Annotated in this window: 19 protein-coding genes and 1 tRNA gene; 3 read left to right on the forward strand and 17 right to left on the reverse strand. The window is 62.4% G+C overall.

Annotated features, from left to right (window positions below; translation table 11 throughout):
* Positions 1-233: 233 nt before the first annotated feature.
* The 17 genes from ACYCFC_RS10155 to exaC form a co-directional block, all read right to left on the reverse strand.
* Positions 234-309: transfer RNA gene (locus ACYCFC_RS10155), tRNA-Gly, on the reverse strand.
* A 69-nt stretch (positions 310-378) separates the two neighbouring features.
* Positions 379-936 (reverse strand): CDP-diacylglycerol--glycerol-3-phosphate 3-phosphatidyltransferase, encoded by a 558-nt coding sequence (gene pgsA / locus ACYCFC_RS10160; protein WP_181083908.1) that lies wholly within the window; start codon positions 934-936, stop codon positions 379-381.
* Between the two features lie 33 nt (positions 937-969).
* The gene (uvrC, locus tag ACYCFC_RS10165) at positions 970-2793 is read right to left on the reverse strand and encodes an excinuclease ABC subunit UvrC (protein WP_181083942.1); all 1824 of its coding nucleotides are present in this window, start codon (positions 2791-2793) and stop codon (positions 970-972) included.
* Positions 2790-3434, reverse strand: a complete 645-nt coding sequence (gacA, locus tag ACYCFC_RS10170) for a response regulator transcription factor GacA (protein WP_181083910.1) — start codon at positions 3432-3434, stop codon at positions 2790-2792. Before gacA ends, uvrC begins: the two co-directional genes overlap by 4 nt.
* A gap of 277 nt (positions 3435-3711) precedes the next feature.
* Positions 3712-6840 (reverse strand): efflux RND transporter permease subunit, encoded by a 3129-nt coding sequence (locus ACYCFC_RS10175; RefSeq protein WP_459653892.1) that lies wholly within the window; start codon positions 6838-6840, stop codon positions 3712-3714.
* A complete protein-coding gene (locus ACYCFC_RS10180) occupies positions 6837-8357 on the reverse strand; it encodes an efflux RND transporter periplasmic adaptor subunit (protein WP_459653893.1) in 1521 nt (506 codons plus the stop codon). The genes ACYCFC_RS10175 and ACYCFC_RS10180 overlap by 4 nt, the downstream gene beginning before the upstream one ends.
* The gene (locus ACYCFC_RS10185; protein WP_459653894.1) at positions 8354-9604 is read right to left on the reverse strand and encodes a TolC family protein; all 1251 of its coding nucleotides are present in this window, start codon (positions 9602-9604) and stop codon (positions 8354-8356) included. The genes ACYCFC_RS10180 and ACYCFC_RS10185 overlap by 4 nt, the downstream gene beginning before the upstream one ends.
* 89 nt (positions 9605-9693) lie before the next feature.
* Complete coding sequence (locus ACYCFC_RS10190) at positions 9694-10050, reverse strand: hypothetical protein (RefSeq protein ID WP_459653895.1); 357 nt, start codon at positions 10048-10050, stop codon at positions 9694-9696.
* 57 nt (positions 10051-10107) lie between these two features.
* A complete protein-coding gene (locus ACYCFC_RS10195) occupies positions 10108-11793 on the reverse strand; it encodes a PAS domain-containing hybrid sensor histidine kinase/response regulator (RefSeq protein WP_459653896.1) in 1686 nt (561 codons plus the stop codon).
* On the reverse strand, positions 11777-12940 hold the full coding sequence (ercA, locus tag ACYCFC_RS10200) for an alcohol dehydrogenase-like regulatory protein ErcA (protein WP_459653897.1): 1164 nt from the start codon (positions 12938-12940) through the stop codon (positions 11777-11779). Before ercA ends, ACYCFC_RS10195 begins: the two co-directional genes overlap by 17 nt.
* 40 nt (positions 12941-12980) lie before the next feature.
* Entirely contained in the window at positions 12981-14894 is a 1914-nt protein-coding gene (locus ACYCFC_RS10205; protein WP_459653898.1) for an alpha/beta hydrolase family protein, read from the reverse strand.
* Entirely contained in the window at positions 14891-16042 is a 1152-nt protein-coding gene (gene pqqE / locus ACYCFC_RS10210) for a pyrroloquinoline quinone biosynthesis protein PqqE (protein WP_459653899.1), read from the reverse strand. The genes ACYCFC_RS10205 and pqqE (ACYCFC_RS10210) overlap by 4 nt, the downstream gene beginning before the upstream one ends.
* Positions 16014-16295 carry a pyrroloquinoline quinone biosynthesis peptide chaperone PqqD gene (pqqD, locus tag ACYCFC_RS10215; RefSeq protein WP_181083927.1) on the reverse strand — a complete coding sequence of 94 codons (282 nt, stop codon included), beginning with the start codon at positions 16293-16295 and terminating at the stop codon, positions 16014-16016. Before pqqD (ACYCFC_RS10215) ends, pqqE (ACYCFC_RS10210) begins: the two co-directional genes overlap by 29 nt.
* Positions 16292-17044 (reverse strand): pyrroloquinoline-quinone synthase PqqC, encoded by a 753-nt coding sequence (gene pqqC, locus ACYCFC_RS10220; protein WP_459653900.1) that lies wholly within the window; start codon positions 17042-17044, stop codon positions 16292-16294. The genes pqqD (ACYCFC_RS10215) and pqqC overlap by 4 nt, the downstream gene beginning before the upstream one ends.
* An 81-nt stretch (positions 17045-17125) precedes the next feature.
* Entirely contained in the window at positions 17126-18037 is a 912-nt protein-coding gene (pqqB, locus tag ACYCFC_RS10225) for a pyrroloquinoline quinone biosynthesis protein PqqB (RefSeq protein WP_181083932.1), read from the reverse strand.
* Between the two features lie 49 nt (positions 18038-18086).
* A complete protein-coding gene (gene pqqA / locus ACYCFC_RS10230) occupies positions 18087-18158 on the reverse strand; it encodes a pyrroloquinoline quinone precursor peptide PqqA (protein ID WP_074436856.1) in 72 nt (23 codons plus the stop codon).
* A 627-nt stretch (positions 18159-18785) separates the two neighbouring features.
* Positions 18786-20306 carry an acetaldehyde dehydrogenase ExaC gene (exaC, locus tag ACYCFC_RS10235; RefSeq protein ID WP_459653901.1) on the reverse strand — a complete coding sequence of 507 codons (1521 nt, stop codon included), beginning with the start codon at positions 20304-20306 and terminating at the stop codon, positions 18786-18788.
* 415 nt (positions 20307-20721) lie between these two features.
* Between exaC and pqqA (ACYCFC_RS10240) the strand changes: the two genes are divergently transcribed.
* From pqqA (ACYCFC_RS10240) to pqqE (ACYCFC_RS10250), 3 genes are read left to right on the forward strand one after another with little or no spacing between them, the layout of a single operon-like run.
* Entirely contained in the window at positions 20722-20796 is a 75-nt protein-coding gene (pqqA, locus tag ACYCFC_RS10240) for a pyrroloquinoline quinone precursor peptide PqqA (RefSeq protein WP_181087187.1), read from the forward strand.
* Between the two features lie 59 nt (positions 20797-20855).
* Positions 20856-21149, forward strand: a complete 294-nt coding sequence (gene pqqD / locus ACYCFC_RS10245; RefSeq protein WP_459653902.1) for a pyrroloquinoline quinone biosynthesis peptide chaperone PqqD — start codon at positions 20856-20858, stop codon at positions 21147-21149.
* Complete coding sequence (pqqE, locus tag ACYCFC_RS10250; protein ID WP_459653903.1) at positions 21118-22263, forward strand: pyrroloquinoline quinone biosynthesis protein PqqE; 1146 nt, start codon at positions 21118-21120, stop codon at positions 22261-22263. The genes pqqD (ACYCFC_RS10245) and pqqE (ACYCFC_RS10250) overlap by 32 nt, the downstream gene beginning before the upstream one ends.
* Positions 22264-22283: the final 20 nt, after the last annotated feature.

Consider the following 22283-nt stretch of genomic DNA (forward strand, 5'->3'; position numbering starts at 1 on the left):
TGTGGGCACGCGATTATAGGTGCACGCACCAGCGAGTGGGACTTGTCTAGTTGACTCGTTGGCAAGGCCCGGGTTCGCCCCCGAGCGTCGATTGCGCAATGGCAAAAGGGCCGGCGACCCGAACAGTCATCCGCATGGAGGCGATCGGCAAGTGGAATAACGAAACGAAAAAAGGGACCCGAAGGTCCCTTTTTCAAGGATGTAAAAGACGTTAAATCTTTTGCACCTGTATCTGGAGCGGGAAACGAGACTCGAACTCGCGACCCCGACCTTGGCAAGGTCGTGCTCTACCAACTGAGCTATTCCCGCATCGTCTTGGTGACGGGCGCCATTTTATATCTTCGGCGCCAGCCGTCAAGCCCTTGATTAAAAAAGTCTTTATTTCTTTTCTGTCGGGCTCAGATGAGGCCATGCCGCCATCAGGTAGTTGACCATCGACCACAGCGTCAGCCCCGCCGCAATGATCAGCAAGGCATAGCCGGCACCCACCCAGATCGTCATCAGCGGCGGATTTGCCAGCAGGATGATGAGCGCCACCATCTGTGCGGCGGTTTTCCATTTACCCAGGCTGGACACCGCCACCTGCGCTCGCGCGCCCAGTTCGGCCATCCACTCGCGCAGGGCCGAGACGACGATCTCGCGACCGATGATGATCGCCGCCGGCAAGGTCAGCCAGAGGTTCGCATGCTCCTCGACCAGCAACACCAGAGCCACCGCCACCATCAGCTTGTCGGCAACCGGATCGAGAAAGGCGCCAAAGGGGGTGCTCTGCTTCAGCCGTCGCGCCAGATAGCCATCCAGCCAGTCCGTCACGGCGGCAATTGCAAACACTGCGCTGGCTGCCAGATAGCTCCATTTGAAGGGGAGATAGAACAGCAGGACGATGATTGGTATCAGCAGCACACGCAACACGGTGAGAATGTTTGGAATGTTCATTGATACCAGCGATCCGCGAATTTGAAGGGGATTCTACTCACTGTGCAGGGTGGCATAAATCAACTCGGCAAGCTTTTTACTGATACCGGGCGCCTTGGCGATTTCCGGAAGGCTGGCGCGGTTCAATTCCTGCAGACCGCCGAAATGCTTGAGCAGCTCGCGACGCCGTTTCGGCCCGATACCCGGAACCTCTTCCAGCGTTGACGTGGTGCGTGCCTTGCCGCGTCGCGCACGGTGGCCGGTAATGGCGAAGCGATGCGCCTCATCGCGCACCTGCTGGATCAGATGCAGCGCCGGCGAATCTCCCGGCAGAGTGAATTCGTGTTCGGCATCATTGAGGTAGAGCGTTTCCAGCCCCGGCTTGCGGGTGACGCCCTTGGCCACGCCCAGCAGGATCAGATCGGGCACGGCCAGCTCCTGCAACACCTCGCGGGCCATGTTGAGCTGTCCCTTGCCGCCATCGACGAGCAATATGTCCGGCAGCTTGCCCGTCCCTTCGGCAGCCTTTTTGAAACGACGCGACAGGGCCTGATGCATCGCCGCGTAGTCATCGCCCGCCGTCACGCCTTCGATGTTGTAGCGACGATAATCCGATTTCAGCGGTCCTTCCGGGCCGAAGACCACACAGGACGCCACTGTCGCCTCGCCACTGGAATGGCTGATATCGAAACACTCCAGCCGCGTCGGCGGTTCGTCAAGCTCCAGCGCTTCGGCCAGCGCCTGAAAACGTGCGGCCAGATGCTGACGACTCGCCAGCCGCGCAGCCAGCGCCTGCTCGGCATTGGTCAGTGCCAGCTGCTGCCAGCGCGCGCGCGTTCCACGGACGCGATGGGTAATGGCAAGCTCCTCGCCGCGTAACTCGATAATGGCGCTGATCAGGGTGGCGAAGCCTTCATGGATGCTGTTGACGATCAGCTCGGCAGGCAGCTCCCGCTCCATCGAGCCCAGATAATACTGTTCGAGAAAAGCCTGCAGCACGTCGCTGACGCTTTCCTCGATGGCCACTTGGGGAAAGAAGTTCTTGCTGCCCAGCACCCTGCCGCCACGCACGCTGATCAGATGGACACAGGCGCCGCCGGGGCTTACCACCGCCGCGACGATATCGACATTGCCACTGCCGCCTTCCATGCTCTGCTGGTCCTGAACGCGACGAAGAAGCGCGATCTGGTCGCGAATTTCCGCGGCACGCTCGAAATCAAGCGCCATCGCGGCGGCTTCCATGCTGGCGGAAAGCTCTTCGGCCAAGGCATTGCTGCGCCCTTCGAGGAACATCACTGAATGGCGCACGTCCTGGGCATATTCCTCGGCAGCGACCAGCCCCACGCAAGGCGCCTTGCAGCGCTTGATCTGGTATTGCAGGCAGGGACGGGTCCGGTTGCGGTAGAAGCTGTCTTCGCACTGGCGGACGAAAAAGGCCTTTTGCAACAGACTCAGGCTTTCGCGGATCGCTCCGGCGCTCGGGTACGGGCCGAAGTAGCGCCCGGATTCCTTTTTCGCGCCGCGATGAATGCTCAGGCGTGGGAAATCGCCGCTGGACAGAAAGACGTAAGGGTAGGATTTATCGTCGCGCAGCAGGATATTGTAAGGCGGTCGCCACTGCTTGATCAGCGTCTGCTCCAGCAGCAGCGCCTCGGTCTCGTTCGCCGTGATGGTGATTTCGATCTGGGCGATCCGGGCCACCAGCGCCGCCGTCTTGGGGGCCTGCCCGGTCTTGCGGAAATAGCTCGACAGGCGCTTCTTGAGGTTCTTCGCCTTGCCGACATACAGCAGCTTGGCCTCGCCATCGAACATCCGGTAGACACCGGGCCGCACACTGCAGGAAGCGAGAAATGCCGAAGAGTCGAAAGCGCTCATCAGTTGATGGTGTCGACCATGCCATGTCGCACCGCGAGCAGGGCCAGCTCGACGTCACTGGTAATCGAGAGTTTTTCGTAGATCCTGTAGCGATAGGTATTGACGGTCTTGGGCGACAGGCAAAGCTTGTCGGAAATGGCCTGGACCTTCTGGCAATTGGAAATCATCAGGGCAATCTGTATTTCCCGCTCCGAGAGCAGATCGAAAGGCGAGCCATTGAGTTTCGGCTGGAAGGATTTGAGCGCCAGCTGCTGCGCGATCTGCGGGCTGATGTAGCGCTGGCCGGCAAACACCATCCGAATGGCCTGGATCATTTCTTCCAGCGCCGCGCCCTTGGTCAGGTAGCCGGCGGCTCCGGCTTGCAGCAGGCGCGTCGGGAAAGGATCTTCTTCACAGATGGTCACGGCGATGACCTTGATGTCCGGATGGCTGCGCAACAGTTTGCGGGTCGCTTCAAGACCGCCGATTCCGGGCATCTTGATGTCCATCAGAACGACATCCGGTTTCAGCTCGCGCGACTTCCTGATCGCCGCCTCACCGGAGTCGGCTTGCCCAATCACCTGCAGGCCATCTATGTCGGCGAGCATCCGGGAAATGCCTGTGCGTACCAGGTCATGGTCATCGACCACCAGCACCCTAATCAATCAGACACCTCATTGCTGGTATTGAAGGCTCGCTTCACAAGCGCCAGACATTACCAAAAAATGACCCATATACCCAGACCACACGTCTGTATATGGCCATATAGCATCACAACCGTAAGCAATCGGAGAAGGTTGCAGCATGAATATCGGTTGTTCTCGCACTCAAGCCCAAGGGGAGGACGGTGTCTTGTAATTTCAAGGCACCGTCAGGACGGGAGACATCGAAGCGCGCCGAACGTTGCGAGGCAGTGGCCTCATGGCGCATCCATCACCGCTGCTACGGCTTTGCCCTGCCGCGACGCATCAGCCTGTAGGCCGCCGGAAGCACGAACAGTGACAGCAACGGCGCGCTGAGCATGCCACCAACCATCGGTGCGGCAATGCGACTCATCACCTCACTGCCGGTGCCGGCACCGAGCAGGATCGGCAGCAGGCTGGCAACGATCACCGCCACCGTCATCGCCTTGGGCCGCACACGCTGCACCGCACCTTCACGGATGGCTTCGCAGAGCGCGGTCTCATCGTGCCGGCCAGCCTGTTGTCGTTCGTTCCAGGCATTCTTCAGGTACAGCAGCATGATCACACCGAACTCCGCCGCCACACCGGCCAGGGCAATGAAACCGACGCCGGTGGCCACCGAGAGGTTGTAGCCCATCAGATAGAGGAACCAGACGCCGCCGGTGAGGGCGAACGGCAGGGTGAGCATGATCAGCAGCGCCTCGTCGAAGCGCCCGAACGTCAGGTAGAGCAGCACGAAGATGATCAGCAATGTAGCCGGCACCGCCAGCTTGAGCCGCGCATTGGCACGTTCGAGGTATTCGAACTGCCCCGAATAGCTCAGGCTCATCCCCGGCAGCAATGGAACCTGGTCGCTGACCGCCTGGCGCAGATCGGCGACCACCGAGGCGATGTCGCGCCCACGCACATCGACGTACACCCAGCCGGACAGCCTCGCGTTCTCGCTGCGCAGCATCGGCGGGCCGTCGCTGACGCGCACCCGTGCCACACTGCCCAGAGTGATCTGGCTGCCCTGCGGGGTGAGAATCGGCAGTTGTTCCAGGGTCTGGGGCGAGTCACGCCATTCGCGCGGATAACGCACGCTGATCGGATAGCGCGCCAGCCCCTCAACTGTCTCGCCGATGGTTTCGCCACCGATGGCATTGGCGACGATAGACTGCACATCGGCGATATTCAGCCCGTAGCGTGCGGCATCCTGTCGATCGATATCGATATCGATGTAGCGCCCCCCGACCAGACGTTCAGCCAACGCCGAACTGACGCCCGGCACGCCCTTGGCGACGGCTTCCACCTGCTGGCTGACGCGGTCGATCTCCTCCAGTGTCGCACCCGCGATCTTGACCCCGATTGGGCTCTTGATGCCCGTGGCGAGCATGTCGATGCGGTTACGAATCGGCGGAATCCAGATATTGGTCAGGCCCGGCACCTGTACCGCACGATCCAGTTCGTCGACCAGCTTTTCCGGCGTCATCCCGGCGCGCCACTGCTCGCGCGGTTTGAACTGGATGGTGGTCTCGAACATCTCCAGCGGCGCTGGATCGGTGGCCGATTCGGCACGCCCGGCCTTGCCGAACACCGTGGCGACCTCCGGCACCGTGCGGATCATCCGGTCGGTCTGCTGCAGCAGCTGCGCGGCCTTCTGTGCGGAAAGCCCCGGCAGCGCCGATGGCATGTAAAGGAGGTCGCCCTCATCCATCGGCGGCAGGAATTCCCCACCCAGGCGAGCCATCGGCCAGAACGTAGTCGCCAGTACCAGCAGCGCAACAGCAATGGTGACCTTCGGATGCTCAAGCACCCTCTCCAGCGCCGGACGATAGATGCGGATCAACAAGCGGTTCAGCGGGTTGTGCGACTCATCGGGCAGGCGCCCACGTATCCAGTACCCCATCAGCACCGGCACCAGGGTCACTGACAGTCCTGCCGCGGCAGCCATGGCATACGTCTTGGTAAATGCCAGCGGGCCGAACAGACGGCCTTCCTGTGCCTGGAGGGTGAACACCGGAATGAACGACAGCGTGATGATCAAAAGACAGAAGAACAGCGCCGGGCCGACCTCCTCGGCGGCAGCGGTCATCACTCGCCAGTGTTCTTCTCCCTCCAGCGTCCTGTTCGGGTTGGCATGACGCCAGGCCTCGGCCTTCTTGTGGGCATTCTCGATCATCACCACCGCCGCATCGACCATAGCGCCAATGGCGATGGCGATTCCGCCGAGCGACATGATGTTGGCGTTGACCCCCTGGTAGCGCATCACCGCAAACGCGATCAGCACACCGATAGGCAACGAGACGATGGCCACCAGCGATGAGCGCAGGTGCCAGAGAAAGAGACCGCAGACCAGCGCGACAACAATGAACTCCTCCAGCAGCTTGAAGCTGAGGTTCTCCACCGCACGGTCGATCAACTGGCTGCGGTCGTAGGTGGTGGCGATCTCCACGCCCGTTGGCAGGCTGCCTTTCAACTCTTCCAGCTTGACGTGCACGGCGGCAAGGGTTTCCCGTGCGTTCTTGCCGCTGCGCAGGATCACCACGCCGCCGACGGTTTCGCCCTCGCCGTCCAGTTCGGCGATTCCGCGCCGCATCTCCGGGCCAAGCTGGACATGCGCGACATCGCCCAGGGTTACCGGCACTCCGGCAGCACTGAGTTGCAACGGAATCCGGCGGAAGTCATCGAGGGTTTTCAGGTAGCCCGAAGCGCGCACCATATACTCGGTTTCCGCCAACTCCAGCACCGCGCCGCCGGTTTCCTGATTGGCCCTGCCAATGGCTTCGATCACCTGGACCTGCGGTACACCGAGACTGGCCATCTTCAACGGGTCGAGTACCACCTGGTACTGCCTGACCATGCCACCAATGGTGGCGACTTCGGCCACATTGGGCAGAGTGACCAGCTCGTACTTGAGGAACCAATCCTGCAGGCTGCGCAATTGCGCCAGATCGTGGTTGCCACTGCGATCGACCAGCGCGTATTGATAGATCCAGCCGACCCCGGTGGCGTCCGGGCCAAGCGACGGCTTGGCACCCTCCGGCAACCGGTTCTGCACCTGGCTGAGGTATTCCAGTACCCGCGAGCGCGCCCAGTACAGGTCGGTCCCGTCCTCGAACAGGACGTAGACATAGCTGTCGCCGAAGAACGAATAGCCACGCACGGTCCTGGCCCCCGGCACCGAGAGCATCGTGGTAGTCAGCGGGTAGGTCACCTGATTCTCGACGATCTGCGGCGCCTGGCCTGGATACGGCGTGCGGATGATCACCTGCACGTCGGAAAGGTCCGGCAGTGCATCGATCGGCGTGGTGCGCAGCGACCAGACACCCACGGCGGTCAGCAGCAACGTCACCAGCAGCACCAGGAACCGGTTGAATACCGACCAGCGAATCAGTGCGGCGATCATGGCTGCTGCTCCTGAAGCTGTAGTTGCTCGATGACCAGGCCGCTGCCGGTTTCGCGCACGGCGAAGCGCACCCGGCTATCGACGTGCATCCCGTGCAGCAGGTGCGGATTGGCGACGGCGAAACGCATGGCCATACCTGGCATGCCCAGCGTCCGGAATGGCCCGTGGGCGATTTTCACACCCTGCTCGGTTATTTCGACGATACGTCCTTCGGCTTCATGCAGTGCGGGGGCAAGTGCTTGCTCGTGCCCATGCTCAGGTTCATGCACGTGCCCTGGCGCGTCTGCCATCGTCTCGGCCACGGCGGTGATGCCGCGCAGGCTGGCTTCGGAGTCGATCAGGAATTGCCCCGAGGCGACCACCTGCTGGCCCTCCTCCAGGCCCTGCAGAATCGCGGTCTGGCTGCCGCTGTCCTCACCGACCCGTACTTCCACCGGGCGGTAGCGCCCGCCGGCTTCGGCGAGCATCACCAGGGTGCGCTTGCCGGTACGGATCACCGCCTCGCTGGGCACCAGCAGCGCGCTGTGCGAGCGCTGTGCAACCAGTTCGACCCGCGCACTTAAGCCCGGACGCAAGCGCCCGTCGGTATTGGGCAGTTCTACCCGCACACGCAGGGTGCGGGTGGCCGCAGTGGCTTCGGACAGCACTGCGGCGATGGTTCCCTGCACCGGCTCGCCGGCCAGCGCCGGCAAGTGGGCGGTCACCGCCTGGCCGACACGAATGTTTCCGGCCTGCCCCTCAGGCACCGCCACTTCCAGCCAGACGCTCTCCAGGCCGTTGATCCGCGCCAGCGGCGCTCCGGCGGCGACGCTCATGCCCTGACGCACCTCCAGCTCCTGCAGAACGCCGCCTATGGGCGCACGCACGGTCTGCTGCGCCTGCACCCGACCGGAACGCTCCAGTTGCCGGATCGTTTCCGCCGGCATGCCAACCAGGCGCAGGCGCTGACGCGCGCCCTCGAGCAGAGCGCGGTCGCCAACACGCCGCAATGCGAGAAACTCCTCCTGCGCGGCCACCCACTCCGGCATCAACAGGTCTACCAGCGGCGCACCCGCTTCCAGCACATCGCCGGGTGCCAGTCGATAGACGCGCTCGACGAAGCCCGCCGATCGTACCTGCACCAGCGCCACGTCACGGGCATTGAAGCCCAGCACACCGACCGCCTCGACAGCACGCGACAACTGCCCACGGCTGACTCTGGCCAGGCGCATGCCGAGGTTGCTGGTGATTCCGGCATCGATGCTGATCGTCTGCGCGCCGGAGGCGCCCGCGTCGTCATCGGCGTAGCGCGGCACCAGTTCCATATCCATGAACGGCGATCGGCCCGGCTGATCGAACCTGTGCTGCGGCACCATCGGATCGTACCAGTACAGCACCCGACGCTCGCTCTGTACGCTGACAGGCGCAGCCTGGACGGTAACGTGCGCTTGGCGCTGAGCGAACCAGTAGCCGCCGGCCAGCCCCAGAGCGGCAGTCACGATGAATAGCGCGCCTGTTTTGAGAAAAATCCGGCTCATTGGGCATCTCCATAGGCGAAATACAGACGGCTGGCGGCAATCGCCTGCAGGCCTTCGAGGTCAATCTGTTTGAGGTGGGTTTCGATCAGTTCGCGACGCGCCGTCAGTACCCTATCCAGCTCGCCGCTGCCGGCACGGTAGTCGGCCAGGCTGAGCTCGGCGCGTTCGCGCGCCAGAGGCAGGAACACTTCACGGGTGCGCGCCAGGGCACGCTGCAAACGTTCGAGCTCGGCCAGTTCGCTGCCCAGTTGCTCTGCAAACTGACGCTCCAGCGCCTCACGTTCGGCCTCCAGCTGGTTGAGTTCGGCATGCCGGGCGGCGATGCGCGGGTTCTGCCGCGAGCGCTGGAAAATCGGCAGATCGAAGCTGACTTGCAGAGTGACCATGTCACCGAACTCGCGTCCGCGCCGCAGGTAATCGACTTCCCAGCTCCAGTCCGGCTTCCGCTCCGCTGTTGCCTCGCGAATACGCGCCTGCGCCTGCTGCGTCATCGGCGCATAGGCCTGCAGCTGAGGATGATTGCGCAGCTGATGCTGCAGCTTCTGGACATCGATCTGCCAGTGCGGCAGGCCGCCATCCAGTGGTTCACGCGCCGCATCGCCGACCCAGCGCTCGAGCGTGGCCCGCGCCTGCTGGCGCTGCTGCTGCAACTCGTCGGCGCGCTCGGCGAGCAGCGCCGCTTCCTGGCGCGGCAGGACGCTCTCGACGACCTGTCCACGACCACCAGCAATACGCGCCCGCACAATCTCGGCGAGCAGGCGGTTCTCTGCATACAGCCCGTCGAATGCCTCCAGCTTGCGTTCGATGGCATGGCTGACAATCCACGCCTGGGCAGTGGACTGGCGAACATTCAGCGCTTCTATTTCACGCTCGGCCGCGGCACGCTCGATTCCGGCGCGCGCCACTTCGACACGGGCACGTCGCTTGTCACGGTTGGGCATGTCCTGCATCAGTCCGACCATGCTCATGGTCATGCCGTCCCGATCCAGGCTCCAGCGCTCGGCGCCTTCGATCGGTACGCTCTGCACGCCGAGCAGCAGTTTCGGGTCGGGCAGCTCGCCAGCCGGTATGGAGTCGCTACGGGCGGCTTGCAGCTTGGCAGCTTCAGCCTGTAGAGAAGGCGCCTGCTGCTCGGCGAGCCGCAGCGCGTCATCGAAGGTCAGTGCATTGGCCAGGCCCGGCAACGCCAACGCACAACACATCACGGCCTCGCATGGCCGGATAATGCGCAAGATTGGGAACATCATTCTGATTCCTTGCAGATCCTGCGTGCCATGCAGGCACGCACACGGCACCCATCAGCGTTTCGGCAATGGATGCATCAGGTCAGCGGAAATCAGAAGCGTGGTGGACGCCAGAGGTCGTTACCCGAGCCGGAGGGAATATGCTCGGGTATATAGGTGATCAGCAGATGTGCGGTGGTTGTCAGCACCGATTTGGTTACAGCCACCTGCAACATACAGCTTGTCTTGCATTGGTGGTCGCTCTTGCAGAGCGGGTTCTGCCCATGTGAATGCTCTGCCCCGTTCCCGACACCCGTATCGTGCGCCGCATGGTCTGTCGGCGCGGAAATCATTACTTCGCCGTCCTGCATCTGGCAGGCCTCAATAACCAGCCCAACAGCCGCCATCCCGTTAACGGGAAGCGAGAAGCTGATCAATAGAATCAGACAGAGCCGCAGGTAAGGTTTCATGGCAGGGATTCTAGCTGCTCAATCGTGCCCGGATACTTGATCCGAATCGGCTTTGGATCATTCAGGACCACCATGGCCCTTGTTATGGAGCAAATGACTCAGGACCGAGCGCAGTTTGCCGGCCTTGACCGGTTTGTTAAGCACCGGCACCCCGACACCCTGCAACTCGCGGCGGCACTGGTCGCTGCGGTCGGCGGTGATCATAACCGCCGGGATCGAGTAGCCGAAACGTGCGCGCAGCTTCTGGACCGCCTGCCAGCCGGTCATCCCCTGATCCAGGTGATAGTCCGCCAGGATCAATTCCGGCGGCGATCCGGCCAGCACGTGGCTCGCTTCAGCCTCATCGGTCGCAATCAGCACTTCGCAGCCCCACTGACCGAGCAGTGCGGCCATGCTGTGCAGGATGCTCAGCTCGTTGTCCAGCACCAGCAAGCGCCGTCCCGGCAGAGGATCGCCCGGCAGTGACAGCATTGGCGCTTCACCTGCCACTGGCGATGGAGCATCGGCCAGCGGCACATCGATACTGAATACCGAACCGCGCCCCGGCTGCGAACGGACCTGCACCCGATAGTCCAGCATCGCTGCAATACGGTCGACGATGGCAAGGCCCAGGCCGACTCCGGTGCGTTCGGCGGCGCGCTGCACGCCCAGCTGGTTGAATTCAAGGAATATCGACTGCATCTGATCCGCCGCGATGCCACGCCCGGTGTCCCATACCTCGATGCGCAGGTTGTCACCGCGCTTGCGCGCGCCCAGCAGCACACGACCCTGGTCGGTATAACGACAGGCGTTGCTGAGAAAGTTGCGCAGGATGCGCGTCAGAAGCCGGAAATCGCTGTGCAGCGCGTAGGCCGGGATGTAGTGCTCAAAACCAAGCCCTTTCGCTTGCGCCACCGACTCGAATTCGGACACCAGCGGCAACAGCACTTCATCGAGGCGGTAAGCATAGATGTCAGGCTTGATCGCCTGCTGATCGAGCTTGGAAATATCCAGCAGGTCGGTGAGCAGGTCTTCGGCACCTTCCAAGGCCTGATTCGCGCGCTCGACAAGGGTCTGCTCCGCCTCCGGCAGGCTCCGTTCGCGCAGGGTGGAAATCAGCAGGCGCGCGGCATTCAGCGGCTGCAACAGATCATGACTGGCCGCCGCCAGATACTTATCCTTGCTGCGGTTGGCCGCCTCGGCGGAATCGCGCGCCTGACGCAGTTCCAGGGTGCGTTCGGCGACACGCTGTTCAAGCTGCTCGTTGAGATGCTGCAGATGCAACTGCGCCAACTTGCGCTCGGTGATATCGGCGACGAAGCCCTCGACCAGACCGTCCTCGTCCGGTTTGAGCAGCAGATTCATCATCACGTCGATGGCGCTGCCATCCTTGCGGCGCAGCCGGGTTTCATAACCGAACAGCCCCAGCTGGGTGCTCAGCACATGGCGAACCTGCTGCAGCTCCTCTTCCCCGCCAATGAACAGATGGTGGGAAAGATCGGTCAGCCCCCAGAGCGCATCCTCCGGGCTGTCATAGCCGAGCATGCGCGCCAGGGCCGGGTTGGCGGCGCGTATGCCTTCGCGCAGACTGGCCTGGAAGATGCCATGCACCGCATGCTCGAACAGCCACTTGTAGCGATTGCGCTCGGCCTCCAGCTCTTCGAGCCGGCTGAGCAATTCCGGATAGTGGCTCTTGCGCGCCGAGTGGGTGCCCAAGCCAAGCAATCCGGCCAGCGCATCGTTAGGCTCAGAGTGCTTCGGCATAGACCACTTCGACGTCACGCTGGGTCGACGAACGCGGGTTGGTAAGGATGCACGGGTCCTGCATGGCATGCCGGGAGAGGAACGGAATGTCCGAGATATTCACCCCGTGCAGCCCCAGGGTTTCGCTGAAGCCGATGGCCTGCTTGAGCTGGATCAGATGGGCCACCAGGCGATCACGAATCTGTGGGTGGGTCAGGCCACGGGTATCGATACCGAAGGTCTGTGCGACGATCTTGAAGCGCTCGGGCGCGGCGCTGTAGTTGAACGCCACCACATGCTCGATCAGCACCGCGTTGCACAGGCCATGCGGCAGATCGAGATAGCCGCCCAGGCTGTGGGACATGGCGTGTACCGCGCCAAGAATCGCATTGGAGAAGGCCAGCCCCGCCTGCATGCTGCCGAGCATGATCTTCTCGCGCAGCTCGATATCCGCCGGATTGGCGATCATCTGTACCAGGTGGCCGTTGATCAGGCGCATCGCCTCCAGTGCGTGGGGATCGGTGAGCGGCCCGTTGCCGGTGGACACGAAGGCCTCTATCGCATGCACCAGTGCGTCGATGCCGGTGCAGGCGGAAAGAAAAGGGTCCATGCTCAGGGTGGTTTCCGGGTCGATCAGCGACACGTCGGGCACCGCGCCCTTGCTGACGATGGAAAACTTCATCCGCTCGTCCTGATTGGAAATGATCACGAATTGCGAAACATCCGCCGAGGTGCCTGCCGTGGTCGGGATCAGAATCAGCGGCGGGCTCGGTACGCGCAGGGTGTCGACGCCCTCGAACTCGATGATGTTGCGCCCATGCGCGACTGAAATGCCGATGCCCTTGGCACAATCCATCGGGCTGCCGCCGCCCACCGCAACGATGGCATCGCAGGCCTGGCTGCGATACACCTCGGCGCCCAGCATCACTTCTTCGGCACGCGGATTGGCCGAGACCTGGGTAAACAGATGATGCTCGATATTCTGCCGCGCCAGGCTCATCTGGATATCCAAGACCCAACCGGCGGCAACCACGCCTGGATCAGATACCAGCAGCACCTTGCGGGCGCCAAAGTTCTTCGCATAGTTGCCCGCGCTATGTCGGCAACCCGCACCGAAGACGATCTCGGGAGAAACGAATTTGCGCTGCAGGCTAAGATTGGGGCTCATTACTACGGCCTATAGTTATTTTTTGTTACGACCGGTAAGACTACTGCTTTCCACTGTTAAAGCAATCAGTCGCCTCCACGCTCAGCAGGCACTGGTAGAAACGAAATTCCCGCTCCAGCGCATCGGCCAGATGGTACGCCTGGCGAAAGCCGTGGCGCTCCTCGGGATAAAGTCGGTACTCGACGGCAACGCCCTGCTCGCGCAATGCCGCCACCATGGTTTCGGTCTGCTCCGGCAGCACCACCGCATCCTGCCCGCCCTGGAAGAAGATCACCGGCACGCGAATCCGCTCGGCATGGTACAGCGGCGTGCGCTGCCGGTAGCGTTCGGCATCGGCCTGCGGGTCGCCGATCAGCCAGTCCAGGTAGTCGGCCTCGAACTTGTGCGTGACCCGACGTAACGCCAGGGGATCGCTGACGCCATAGAGGCTGGCCCCGCCACGGAAACCGGCATCAGCCACGAGGGCGCCGAGCGCGGTATAGCCGCCAGCGCTGGAGCCTCGGATAAAGGTACGCGCCGGGTCGATCTGCCCACGCCGGGCAAGTTCGGCCACGGCGGCGCAGGCATCCTCCACGTCCAGCACGCCCCACTGGCCACGCAAGCGCTGGCGATAGGCACGCCCGAAGCCGCTGCTGCCACGGTAATTGATATCCGCCACGGCAAAGCCGCGCTGGGTCCAGTACTGGATACGCGGATCGAAGACCGGATAGCAGGCCGACGTCGGGCCGCCGTGGATAAACACCACCAGCGGTGACTTCTCACCTGCAGGAGCACGATAGCGGGCATTGCCCGGCGGATAGAAAAAACCGTGGGCGGTCTCGCCATCGCCGCCGGGAAAGCTAAACGGTTGCGGCCTGGACAGCTGTTCAGCCGCCAGTGGCTGCTCGCCTCCGGCAAGCAATCGGGTCTGGCCGCTGCTTCGATCGATCGACAGCACGCCCGGCATCCGACCTGGCGAGCCGGCAATGCAATAGAAACGATGTTCGTCGGCTGCCAGTTGGCGGCAACGGCTGAATTCCCTCGCCAGATGGCGCTCGCCGTTTTGGCTGTGCTGCTCGAACAGCAAGCCGTGCCCCTCCAGCATGCGCGTCAGCAGCACAGAGCCTTCGGGCAGAGGCAGATAGCTGACCGTACCCAGTTGCCAGGGCGCCGGAGCATGATCGCATTCTGCCGAACCGAACACCGGCACAAGGCCGTCACCCTGCTCCCGCCAAGGCTGCCACCAGCCATCGAGATCGCTCAGACAATACAGGGTGCCATCCGCGGCGAAGCGCGGTTGCTGCAACGACTCGCCGCCCTGCGCGCCAGCCAGGCACCAGGGCGTTTGGCAGCCCCCCTCCGCTGTGCGCTCGGCAACCCAGAGGCTGGTCGCCGTCCAAGGCTGTTCGGGCCGCTGCCACTGAACCCAGGCCAAACGTCCACTATTGGCATCCAGCGTAGGCGATGCATAGAAGTCGGCCCCTTCGGCCAGCACCCCGCGCCGGCCATCGGCGAGCGAAAGGCTGACCAGGCGATGCTCCACGCCGTCGCCCGCCCTCTTCTCCTCCACGGCCAGGATGGAGCGGTGGCGTTCATCGAATTGCAGATCGCCATAACGGCAGTTCGGATACCGCGTCAGCACGGTCGGCGTGCCGTCCCCTTCGATCCGTTGCAGATAAATCTGCTGGTCCTGCTCGTCGACATAGGCCACACCATCGTCGGTCAGGCAGAAGGCGCCGCCGCCATATTCGTAGACCCGGCTGCGCAGCGAGATGCCTGGCGGCGTCAGACAACGGGTCGTGCCGTCACGCCAGTGCCAGAGCGTGCAGCGAGCGTCCGCCGGGTCGTATTCGACCCACAGCAGCCCGCCGTGGCCAGCGCGCAACTCGGCGAAATCGCGGCTGGCGCAGGCAGCCTTCTCCGCGCTCCAGTCGCTGGGCCAGAAGCCGTGGGGAAGCACAGAGCCCGTATTCATGCGCGGATGATCAGCTTCGAGGCCTTTTCGTTGCGATGTTGCAGCTGTTCGAGCGGTGCGCCCTGCTCGGCCTGCTCGCGCGCCGCGAGAATCTTGCCGTGGTGGGCCGACTTGCTGCAGACCGGGTCGGCGTTGGCGGCATCGCCGGTGAGCATGAACGCCTGGCAGCGGCAGCCGCCGAAATCCTGTTCCTTTTCATCACAACTGCGGCAGGGTTCGGGCATCCAGTCATAGCCGCGGTATTTGTTGAAGCCGAACGAGTGCTTCCAGATGTGCTCGATGCTGTGCTCGCGCACGCTGGGGAACTGCACCGGCAACTGGCGCGCGCTGTGGCAGGGCAAGGCGGTGCCGTCCGGCGTGATGTCGAGAAACAGATTGCCCCAGCCATTCATGCAGCCTTTGGGGCGCTCTTCGTAATAGTCCGGAGTGACGAAAATCAGCTTGCAGGGGTGGTTTTCGGCGGCCAGCTTTTCGCGCCATTCATTGGTGATGCGCTCGGCACGCACCAGCTGTTCCTTGCTGGGCAGCAGGCCGGCACGATTGAGCTCGGCCCAGCCGTAGAACTGGCAGGTGGCCAACTCGACGAAGTCCGCCTCCAGCTCCAGGCACAACTGGATGATGCGCTCGATATTGTCGATGTTGTGCCGATGGGTGACGAAGTTGAGCACCATCGGATAGCCATGCGCCTTGACCGCACGGGCCATGGCCAGTTTCTGCGCAAAGGCCTTCTTGGAACCGGCCAGCAGGTTGTTCACTTCCTCGTCGGCGGCCTGGAAGCTGATCTGGATATGGTCGAGCCCGGCCTCGGCAAAGGCGGCGATCTTGGCTTCGGTCAGGCCGATACCGGAGGTGATCAGGTTGGTGTAGTAGCCCAGCTCGCGCGCGGCGGCGATCAGTTCCACCAGGTCCTCACGCACCAGTGGCTCGCCACCTGAGAAGCCCAGCTGTGCCGCACCCATCTCTCGCGCCTGACGGAACACCTCGATCCACTCGGCGGTGCTCAACTCTTCATGGCTACGGGCGAAATCCAGCGGATTCGAGCAATACGGGCATTGCAGCGGGCAACGGTAGGTCAGCTCGGCCAGCAACCACAACGGCGGGCCGACAACCACACCCGGCTTAGCGAAGCTCGATCCAGAACCGTTCAACGGCCACCTCCAGAAACGCCAGGATATCGTCCTCGATCCCTTCGGCACCGGGGAAACTCGATTGCAGGTCGGCAACGATGCCGCCTACCGTCCGCGCGCCATCGACCCGCTTGAGGATTTCGCTGGCACTGTCGTTGAGCTTGATCATCCCCTCCGGGTAGAGCAGCACGTGGCAGCCCTGCGCCGGCTCGAACTGGAAGCGATAGCCGCGACGCAGCACGGGAACGCGGGGCAGCACGTCTTCATGGGTCATGATGCGATACCCCTGTGCCAGATGCGCTCACGGGTAACCGTGTGATAGGGCGGGCGATCCAGCTCGTAGGCCATGCTCATGGCGTCGAGCATGCTCCAGAGTACGTCCAGCTTGAACTGGAGGATGTTCAGCATGCGCTGCTGGGCCTCGAAGGTCGTGTAGTGCTCGAGGGTGATGCGCAGGCCGTGCTCGACATCCCGGCGGGCTTCCTTGAGGCGTTTGCGGAAGTAGTCGTAGCCGGAGGTGTCGATCCAGTTGTAATGCTGCGGCCAGGCATCGAGGCGCGACTGATGGATGGTGGGCGCGAAGAGTTCGGTCAGCGAGCTGCTGGCCGCCTCCTGCCACACCGCGCGACGCGCGAAATTGACGTAGGCATCCACCGCGAAGCGCACGCCGGGCAGCACCAGTTCCTGCGACAGCACCTGCTCGCGATCCAGCCCCACCGCCTCGGCCAGGCGCAGCCAGGCCTCGATGCCGCCCTCCTCACCGGGCCTGCCATCGTGATCGATGATGCGCTGGATCCACTCGCGGCGCGTATCCCGGTCCGGACAGTTGGCCATGATCGCCGCATCCTTCACCGGAATGCAGACCTGATAGTAGAAGCGGTTGGCGACCCAGCCCTGGATCTGCTCGCGGGTCGAACGACCTTCATACATGGCGCGGTGGAAAGGGTGGTGGATATGGTAGTACTCGCCCTTGGCGCGCAGGGCCTGCTCGAACTCGGCAGGGGTCATGGCTGGCTGGGTCATCACGGGACTTCCTTGGTTATGCGCCGCCAGGCCGCTCGCACAGGCGCGCTGATGATCGTATGGAGGGCGTATGGGCGAGCGTCAGAGCTCGATGCTCATGCCGTCGAACGCCACTTCGATGCCCTGTTCGCCGAGTATTTCGCGCTCGGCGGAATCCTCGTCGAGGATCGGATTGGTGTTGTTGATATGGATGAGGATCTTGCGCGTCGCCGGCAACCCGTCGAGCACTTCGATCATGCCGCCAGGACCGCTCTGCGGCAGATGCCCCATCTCGCTGCCGAGCTTGTCGCCCACCTCGCGCACACGCATCTCGTCATCGCGCCAGAGGGTGCCGTCCACCAACAGGCAATCGGCGCCGCGCATGATCTCCAGCAACTCGGGGCTGACCTGGCCCAGACCCGGCGCATAGAAGAGCTTGCCACCGCTCTGGCGGTCCTCGATCAGCAGACCGATGTTGTCGCCCGGATGCGGGTCGTTGCGGTGCGGCGAATACGGCGGCGCCGAACTGCGTAGCGGAATTGGCGTGATCAGCAGGTTCGGGCATGCCGGAATGACGAAGCTGCCCTGCAGGGCGATGGGATTCCACTTCAGCCCGCCGTTCCAGTGCTCGAGCATGTTGAACAGCGGAAAACCACTGGTCAGGTCCTGATGGACCATCTCGGTGCACCAGACTTCATGGGGGCAGCCCTCGCGCAGGGTCAGCAGACCGGTGGTGTGGTCGATCTGGCTGTCGAGCAGGATGATCGCGGCAATGGCCGTGTCGCGCGGTCTGCGTGCCGGTTGCAGTGTGGGAAAAGCCTCCAGCTGGGCGCGGATGTCCGGCGAGGCGTTGCACAGAATCCAGTCGACACCGTTGTCGCTGATGGCAATGGAGGACTGGGTGCGCGGCTGTGCACGCAAGGTACCGGCACGCACGCCGGCACAGTTGGCGCAATTGCAGTTCCATTGTGGAAAGCCGCCGCCAGCAGCAGAACCGAGAATCTGGATGAACATGGGCAGCTCCCGAAAAAGATGAAGCCCCGACCAGGCCGGGGCTAGTCGATCAGCGGTTAGCGAAGTACATGGTGACTTCAAAACCGATGCGCAGGTCGCTGAAAGCAGGCTTGGTCCACATGGCTTATTCCTCTTGTCGTTGATGCCGGAGTTATTCCGACAACTTCATTAAGCACCCTATGCCTTTGCAAACAGAATGGTACTTTGGAAGGAGACAGCAACCTGCATTGGTAGTGCCTTCGGCATTGACCAGAGGGGCCGCAAGCGGCCCATGTCCCCGTTACGTGTTGCGGGGCGGATGCAGGCTGTTGTAGGTCGGATCAGCCGAAGACGTAATCCGACAAGACGAGGCGTAATATGGCGAACAACCTCGGCACCGCTCGTCGGGTCGGTGGAGCGTGACCCGGCCTACGAACTGCCTATGCACATGCCTATCGTGGGAGGAGCCTTGGCCGCGAACGGAGCCACGCCGATGCCCGGGCATCGATTCGCGGACAAGTCCGCCCCACAAAAGCAGGGTTGCTCCACCAGCACGTAACGGGGGCATAACGGGGACAAAGGCGTTTTGCAGACAAAAAAAAACGCGGCCTGGGCCGCGCTGCAACAATGGACATCCGTGCTCGTGGGATACCGCTGGCCGGAATGTCCGCGCCCCTCGGGGCGCTCTGCAAGTCAACCGGCGCGCGGGAGCTGAGCGCGCCGGGTCCACCGAGCTGGTTTAGAAGCTCTTCGTTTAAAAACGCTTCATTTAAAAGAAGCCCAACGGATTGATGTCGTAGCTGACCAGCAGGTTCTTGGTCTGCTGGTAATGGTCGAGCATCATCTTGTGGTTTTCGCGACCGACGCCGGACTTCTTGTAGCCACCGAACGCGGCGTGCGCCGGGTACAGGTGGTAGCAGTTGGTCCACACGCGACCGGCCTTGATCCCGCGGCCCATGCGATAGGCGCGGTTGATGTCGCGGGTCCAGACGCCGGCGCCCAGGCCGAACTCGCTGTCGTTGGCGATGGCCAGGGCTTCGGCCTCGTCCTTGAAGGTGGTCACGGCGACCACCGGCCCGAAGATCTCTTCTTGGAACACGCGCATCTTGTTGTGGCCCTTGATCAGGGTCGGCTGCACGTAGTAACCGGTCGCCAGGCCGCCTTCGAGCTTCTCGGCGGCGCCGCCGGTAAGAATCTCGGCGCCTTCGCCACGGGCGATGTCCATGTAGGAGAGGATCTTGTCGAACTGCTGCTCGGACGCCTGGGCGCCGACCATGGTCTCGGTGTCCAGCGGGTTGCCACGCTTGATCTGCAGGATCTTCTTCATCACCACTTCCATGAAGGGCTCGAAGATCGACTCCTGGATCACCGCGCGCGACGGGCAGGTGCACACCTCGCCCTGGTTGAAGAACGCCAGCACCATGCCTTCTGCGGCTTTCTCAATGAATTCCGGCTCGGCCTTCATGATGTCTTCGAAGAAGATGTTCGGGCTCTTGCCGCCCAGCTCCACGGTGCTCGGGATGATGTTCTCGGCGGCGCACTTCATGATGTGCGAACCGACCGGGGTCGAGCCGGTGAAGGCGATCTTGGCGATACGGGTGCTGGTGGCCAGCGCCTGGCCCGCTTCACGACCGAAGCCCTGGACGATGTTCAGCACGCCAGCCGGCAGCAGGTCGCCGATGATTTCCGCGAAGACGGTGATCGACAGCGGGGTTTGCTCGGCGGGCTTCAATACCACGCAGTTGCCTGCGGCCAGCGCCGGGGCCAGCTTCCAGGCGGCCATCAGGAAGGGGAAGTTCCACGGAATGATCTGCCCGACCACACCCAGCGGCTCGTGGAAGTGGTACGCGGCGGTGTGCTCGTTGATCTCGGCGGCGCTGCCCTCCTGGGCGCGCAGGCAGCCGGCGAAGTAGCGAAAATGGTCGGCGGCCAGCGGGATGTCGGCGTTGAGGGTTTCACGCACGGCCTTGCCGTTGTCCCAGGTCTCGGTAACGGCGAGCTTTTCCAGGTTGGCTTCGATGCGGTCGGCGATCTTCAGCAGGATCAGCGAACGCTCCTGAACGGACGTCTTGCCCCAGGCATCGGCGGCGGCGTGGGCGGCATCCAGGGCCTTGTCGATATCCTCGGCACCGGAACGCGGGAATTCGCCGATCAAGGAGCCATCCACCGGGCTGGTGTTGGCGAAGTACTCACCCTTCACGGGTGGCACGAACTCACCTGCGATGTAGTTGCCGTAGCGAGGCTTGAGGGAAACGATGGCGCCTTCGGTACCGGGTTGGGCGTAAATCATGAGCGGCCTCTCTCTTTCACTTGTTGGAGCCTGACCGGGATATGGACAGGGCATGGAGCGATCTTAGGCAGCCCGAGTCTCTCACCGGAATGCACCCTAGGACCAGATGCCGTCCTCATTTGGTAGTAGACGCGAAGGCTTTGGCCCGGCGCGCAAAAGCAACCCAGGCAAACTGAAAGATAGCCCCACTTCTTCTTATCCGCCTGAAAAAAACCGAGCAATTTAACGCCAATTACCCAGACGCAATTGACCAACGACAAGAACGCCCGTCAAGCATGAAAATAATTAACAAAATCAAGCCACACACTACCAACTGAGCACGAAAACACTTCCAAAGTTGTATTAGTCAATGCCTTCAAGCGTTCTAGCTTCCAGTTGCAACATCCCATCCGGAACTTATTGAAGGAGATACGACATGCAGTGGATCAATCCTGAATTTTGCGATCTGCGCCTGGGCTTTGAAGTAACGGCGTACGTCTACGTTCGCTAAATGAAAAGGCCTGCATGTCCAGCAATTACGGCCATGCAGGCTCTCTCGGGAGAGCAGCCATGAAAGAAATACGCATCTGTTCCCAGGATCTCTACGAGATACGTCCACCCTTCATGTTTCGCTGGGAAGCGTCTCAGCAGGCTTATGTCCTTCTATATCCAGAAGGCATCGTGAAGTTGAATGAGACCGGCGGGCAGATTCTCAATTTCTGCGACGGACAGACAAGCGTCGAAGAGTTGATTGGCAAACTTGCAGTGATGTATTGCGCATCGGACCTGACCGCAGTACGCAGCGGCGTCATGAATTTTCTGGAGGTATCCCATGGCAAAGGCTGGATCCGAATTAAGGCTTGATGGCAGCGGCAACCCGGTCTGGCTGTTGCTGGAACTGACCTACCAGTGCCCGTTGCAGTGCGTGTTCTGCAGCAACCCCAGGAATTTTGCCGACTATCGCAAGGACGAGCTGAGCACCGCCGAATGGATCGACGTGATGAGCCAGGCGCGTGCCCTGGGCGCTCTGCAGATCGGCTTCTCCGGCGGCGAGCCGACGTTGCGCAAGGATCTGGAAACCCTGGTTGCCGAAGCCGACCGCATGGGCTACTACACCAACCTGATCACCTCCGGCCTCGGCCTGACCGAAGCGCGCCTGCGCGCGTTGAAAGCGGCCGGCTTGCGGCATATCCAGCTGGGATTCCAGTCCACCGATCCGGGCGTCGCGAAGCAGCTGGCGGGGGTCGATGTCTGGCAACGCAAGCGCGACATGGCGCGGCTGATCAAGGCCATGGATTTTCCGATGGTGCTCAACGTGCCCATCACCCGGCAGAACATCGCACAGGTACCCGACATCATCGCCTTCGCCGCCGAGCTGGGTATCGAATACCTGGAGCTGGCCAACGTGCAGTACTACAACTGGGCGCTGCTCAACCGCGAACAGTTGATGCCCACCCGCGCCGAACTCGAACGGGCCGAGGCACAAGTCCGCGAAGCCCGTCAGCGCCTCGGCGATCGACTGACCATTTTCTTCGTGATTCCCGATTACTACGAAGGCCGCCCCAAGGCCTGCATGAACGGCTGGGGAGCGATCCACCTGACCATCTCGCCCAATGGCGATGCGCTGCCCTGCTCCCAGGCCGCCAACTTCAAGAATCTGACGTTTCCCAATGTGCGCCGGCAGCCGCTGGAGAAGATCTGGCACGACTCGCCCGTATTCGACCTGTATCGCGGTGACGCCTGGATGCCGGAACCCTGCCGCAGTTGCGACGAGAAGGAAAAGGACTTTGGCGGCTGCCGTTGCCAGGCGCTGCTGCTGACCGGCTCCGGCGACAACACCGACCCGGCCTGCAGCAAATCGCCCCACCACCATCTGATTCGCCAGGCGGTGGAGCTGGCACAGCGTCCGGCACGCCCGGATGAAACCCTGATACCACGGCATGCCAGCCAGGGGGTGGATGTTGAAACTACCCCATGACTCCTTTGCCGGCACGCTAA

It is taken from the genome of Stutzerimonas sp. NM35, assembly GCF_054604355.1.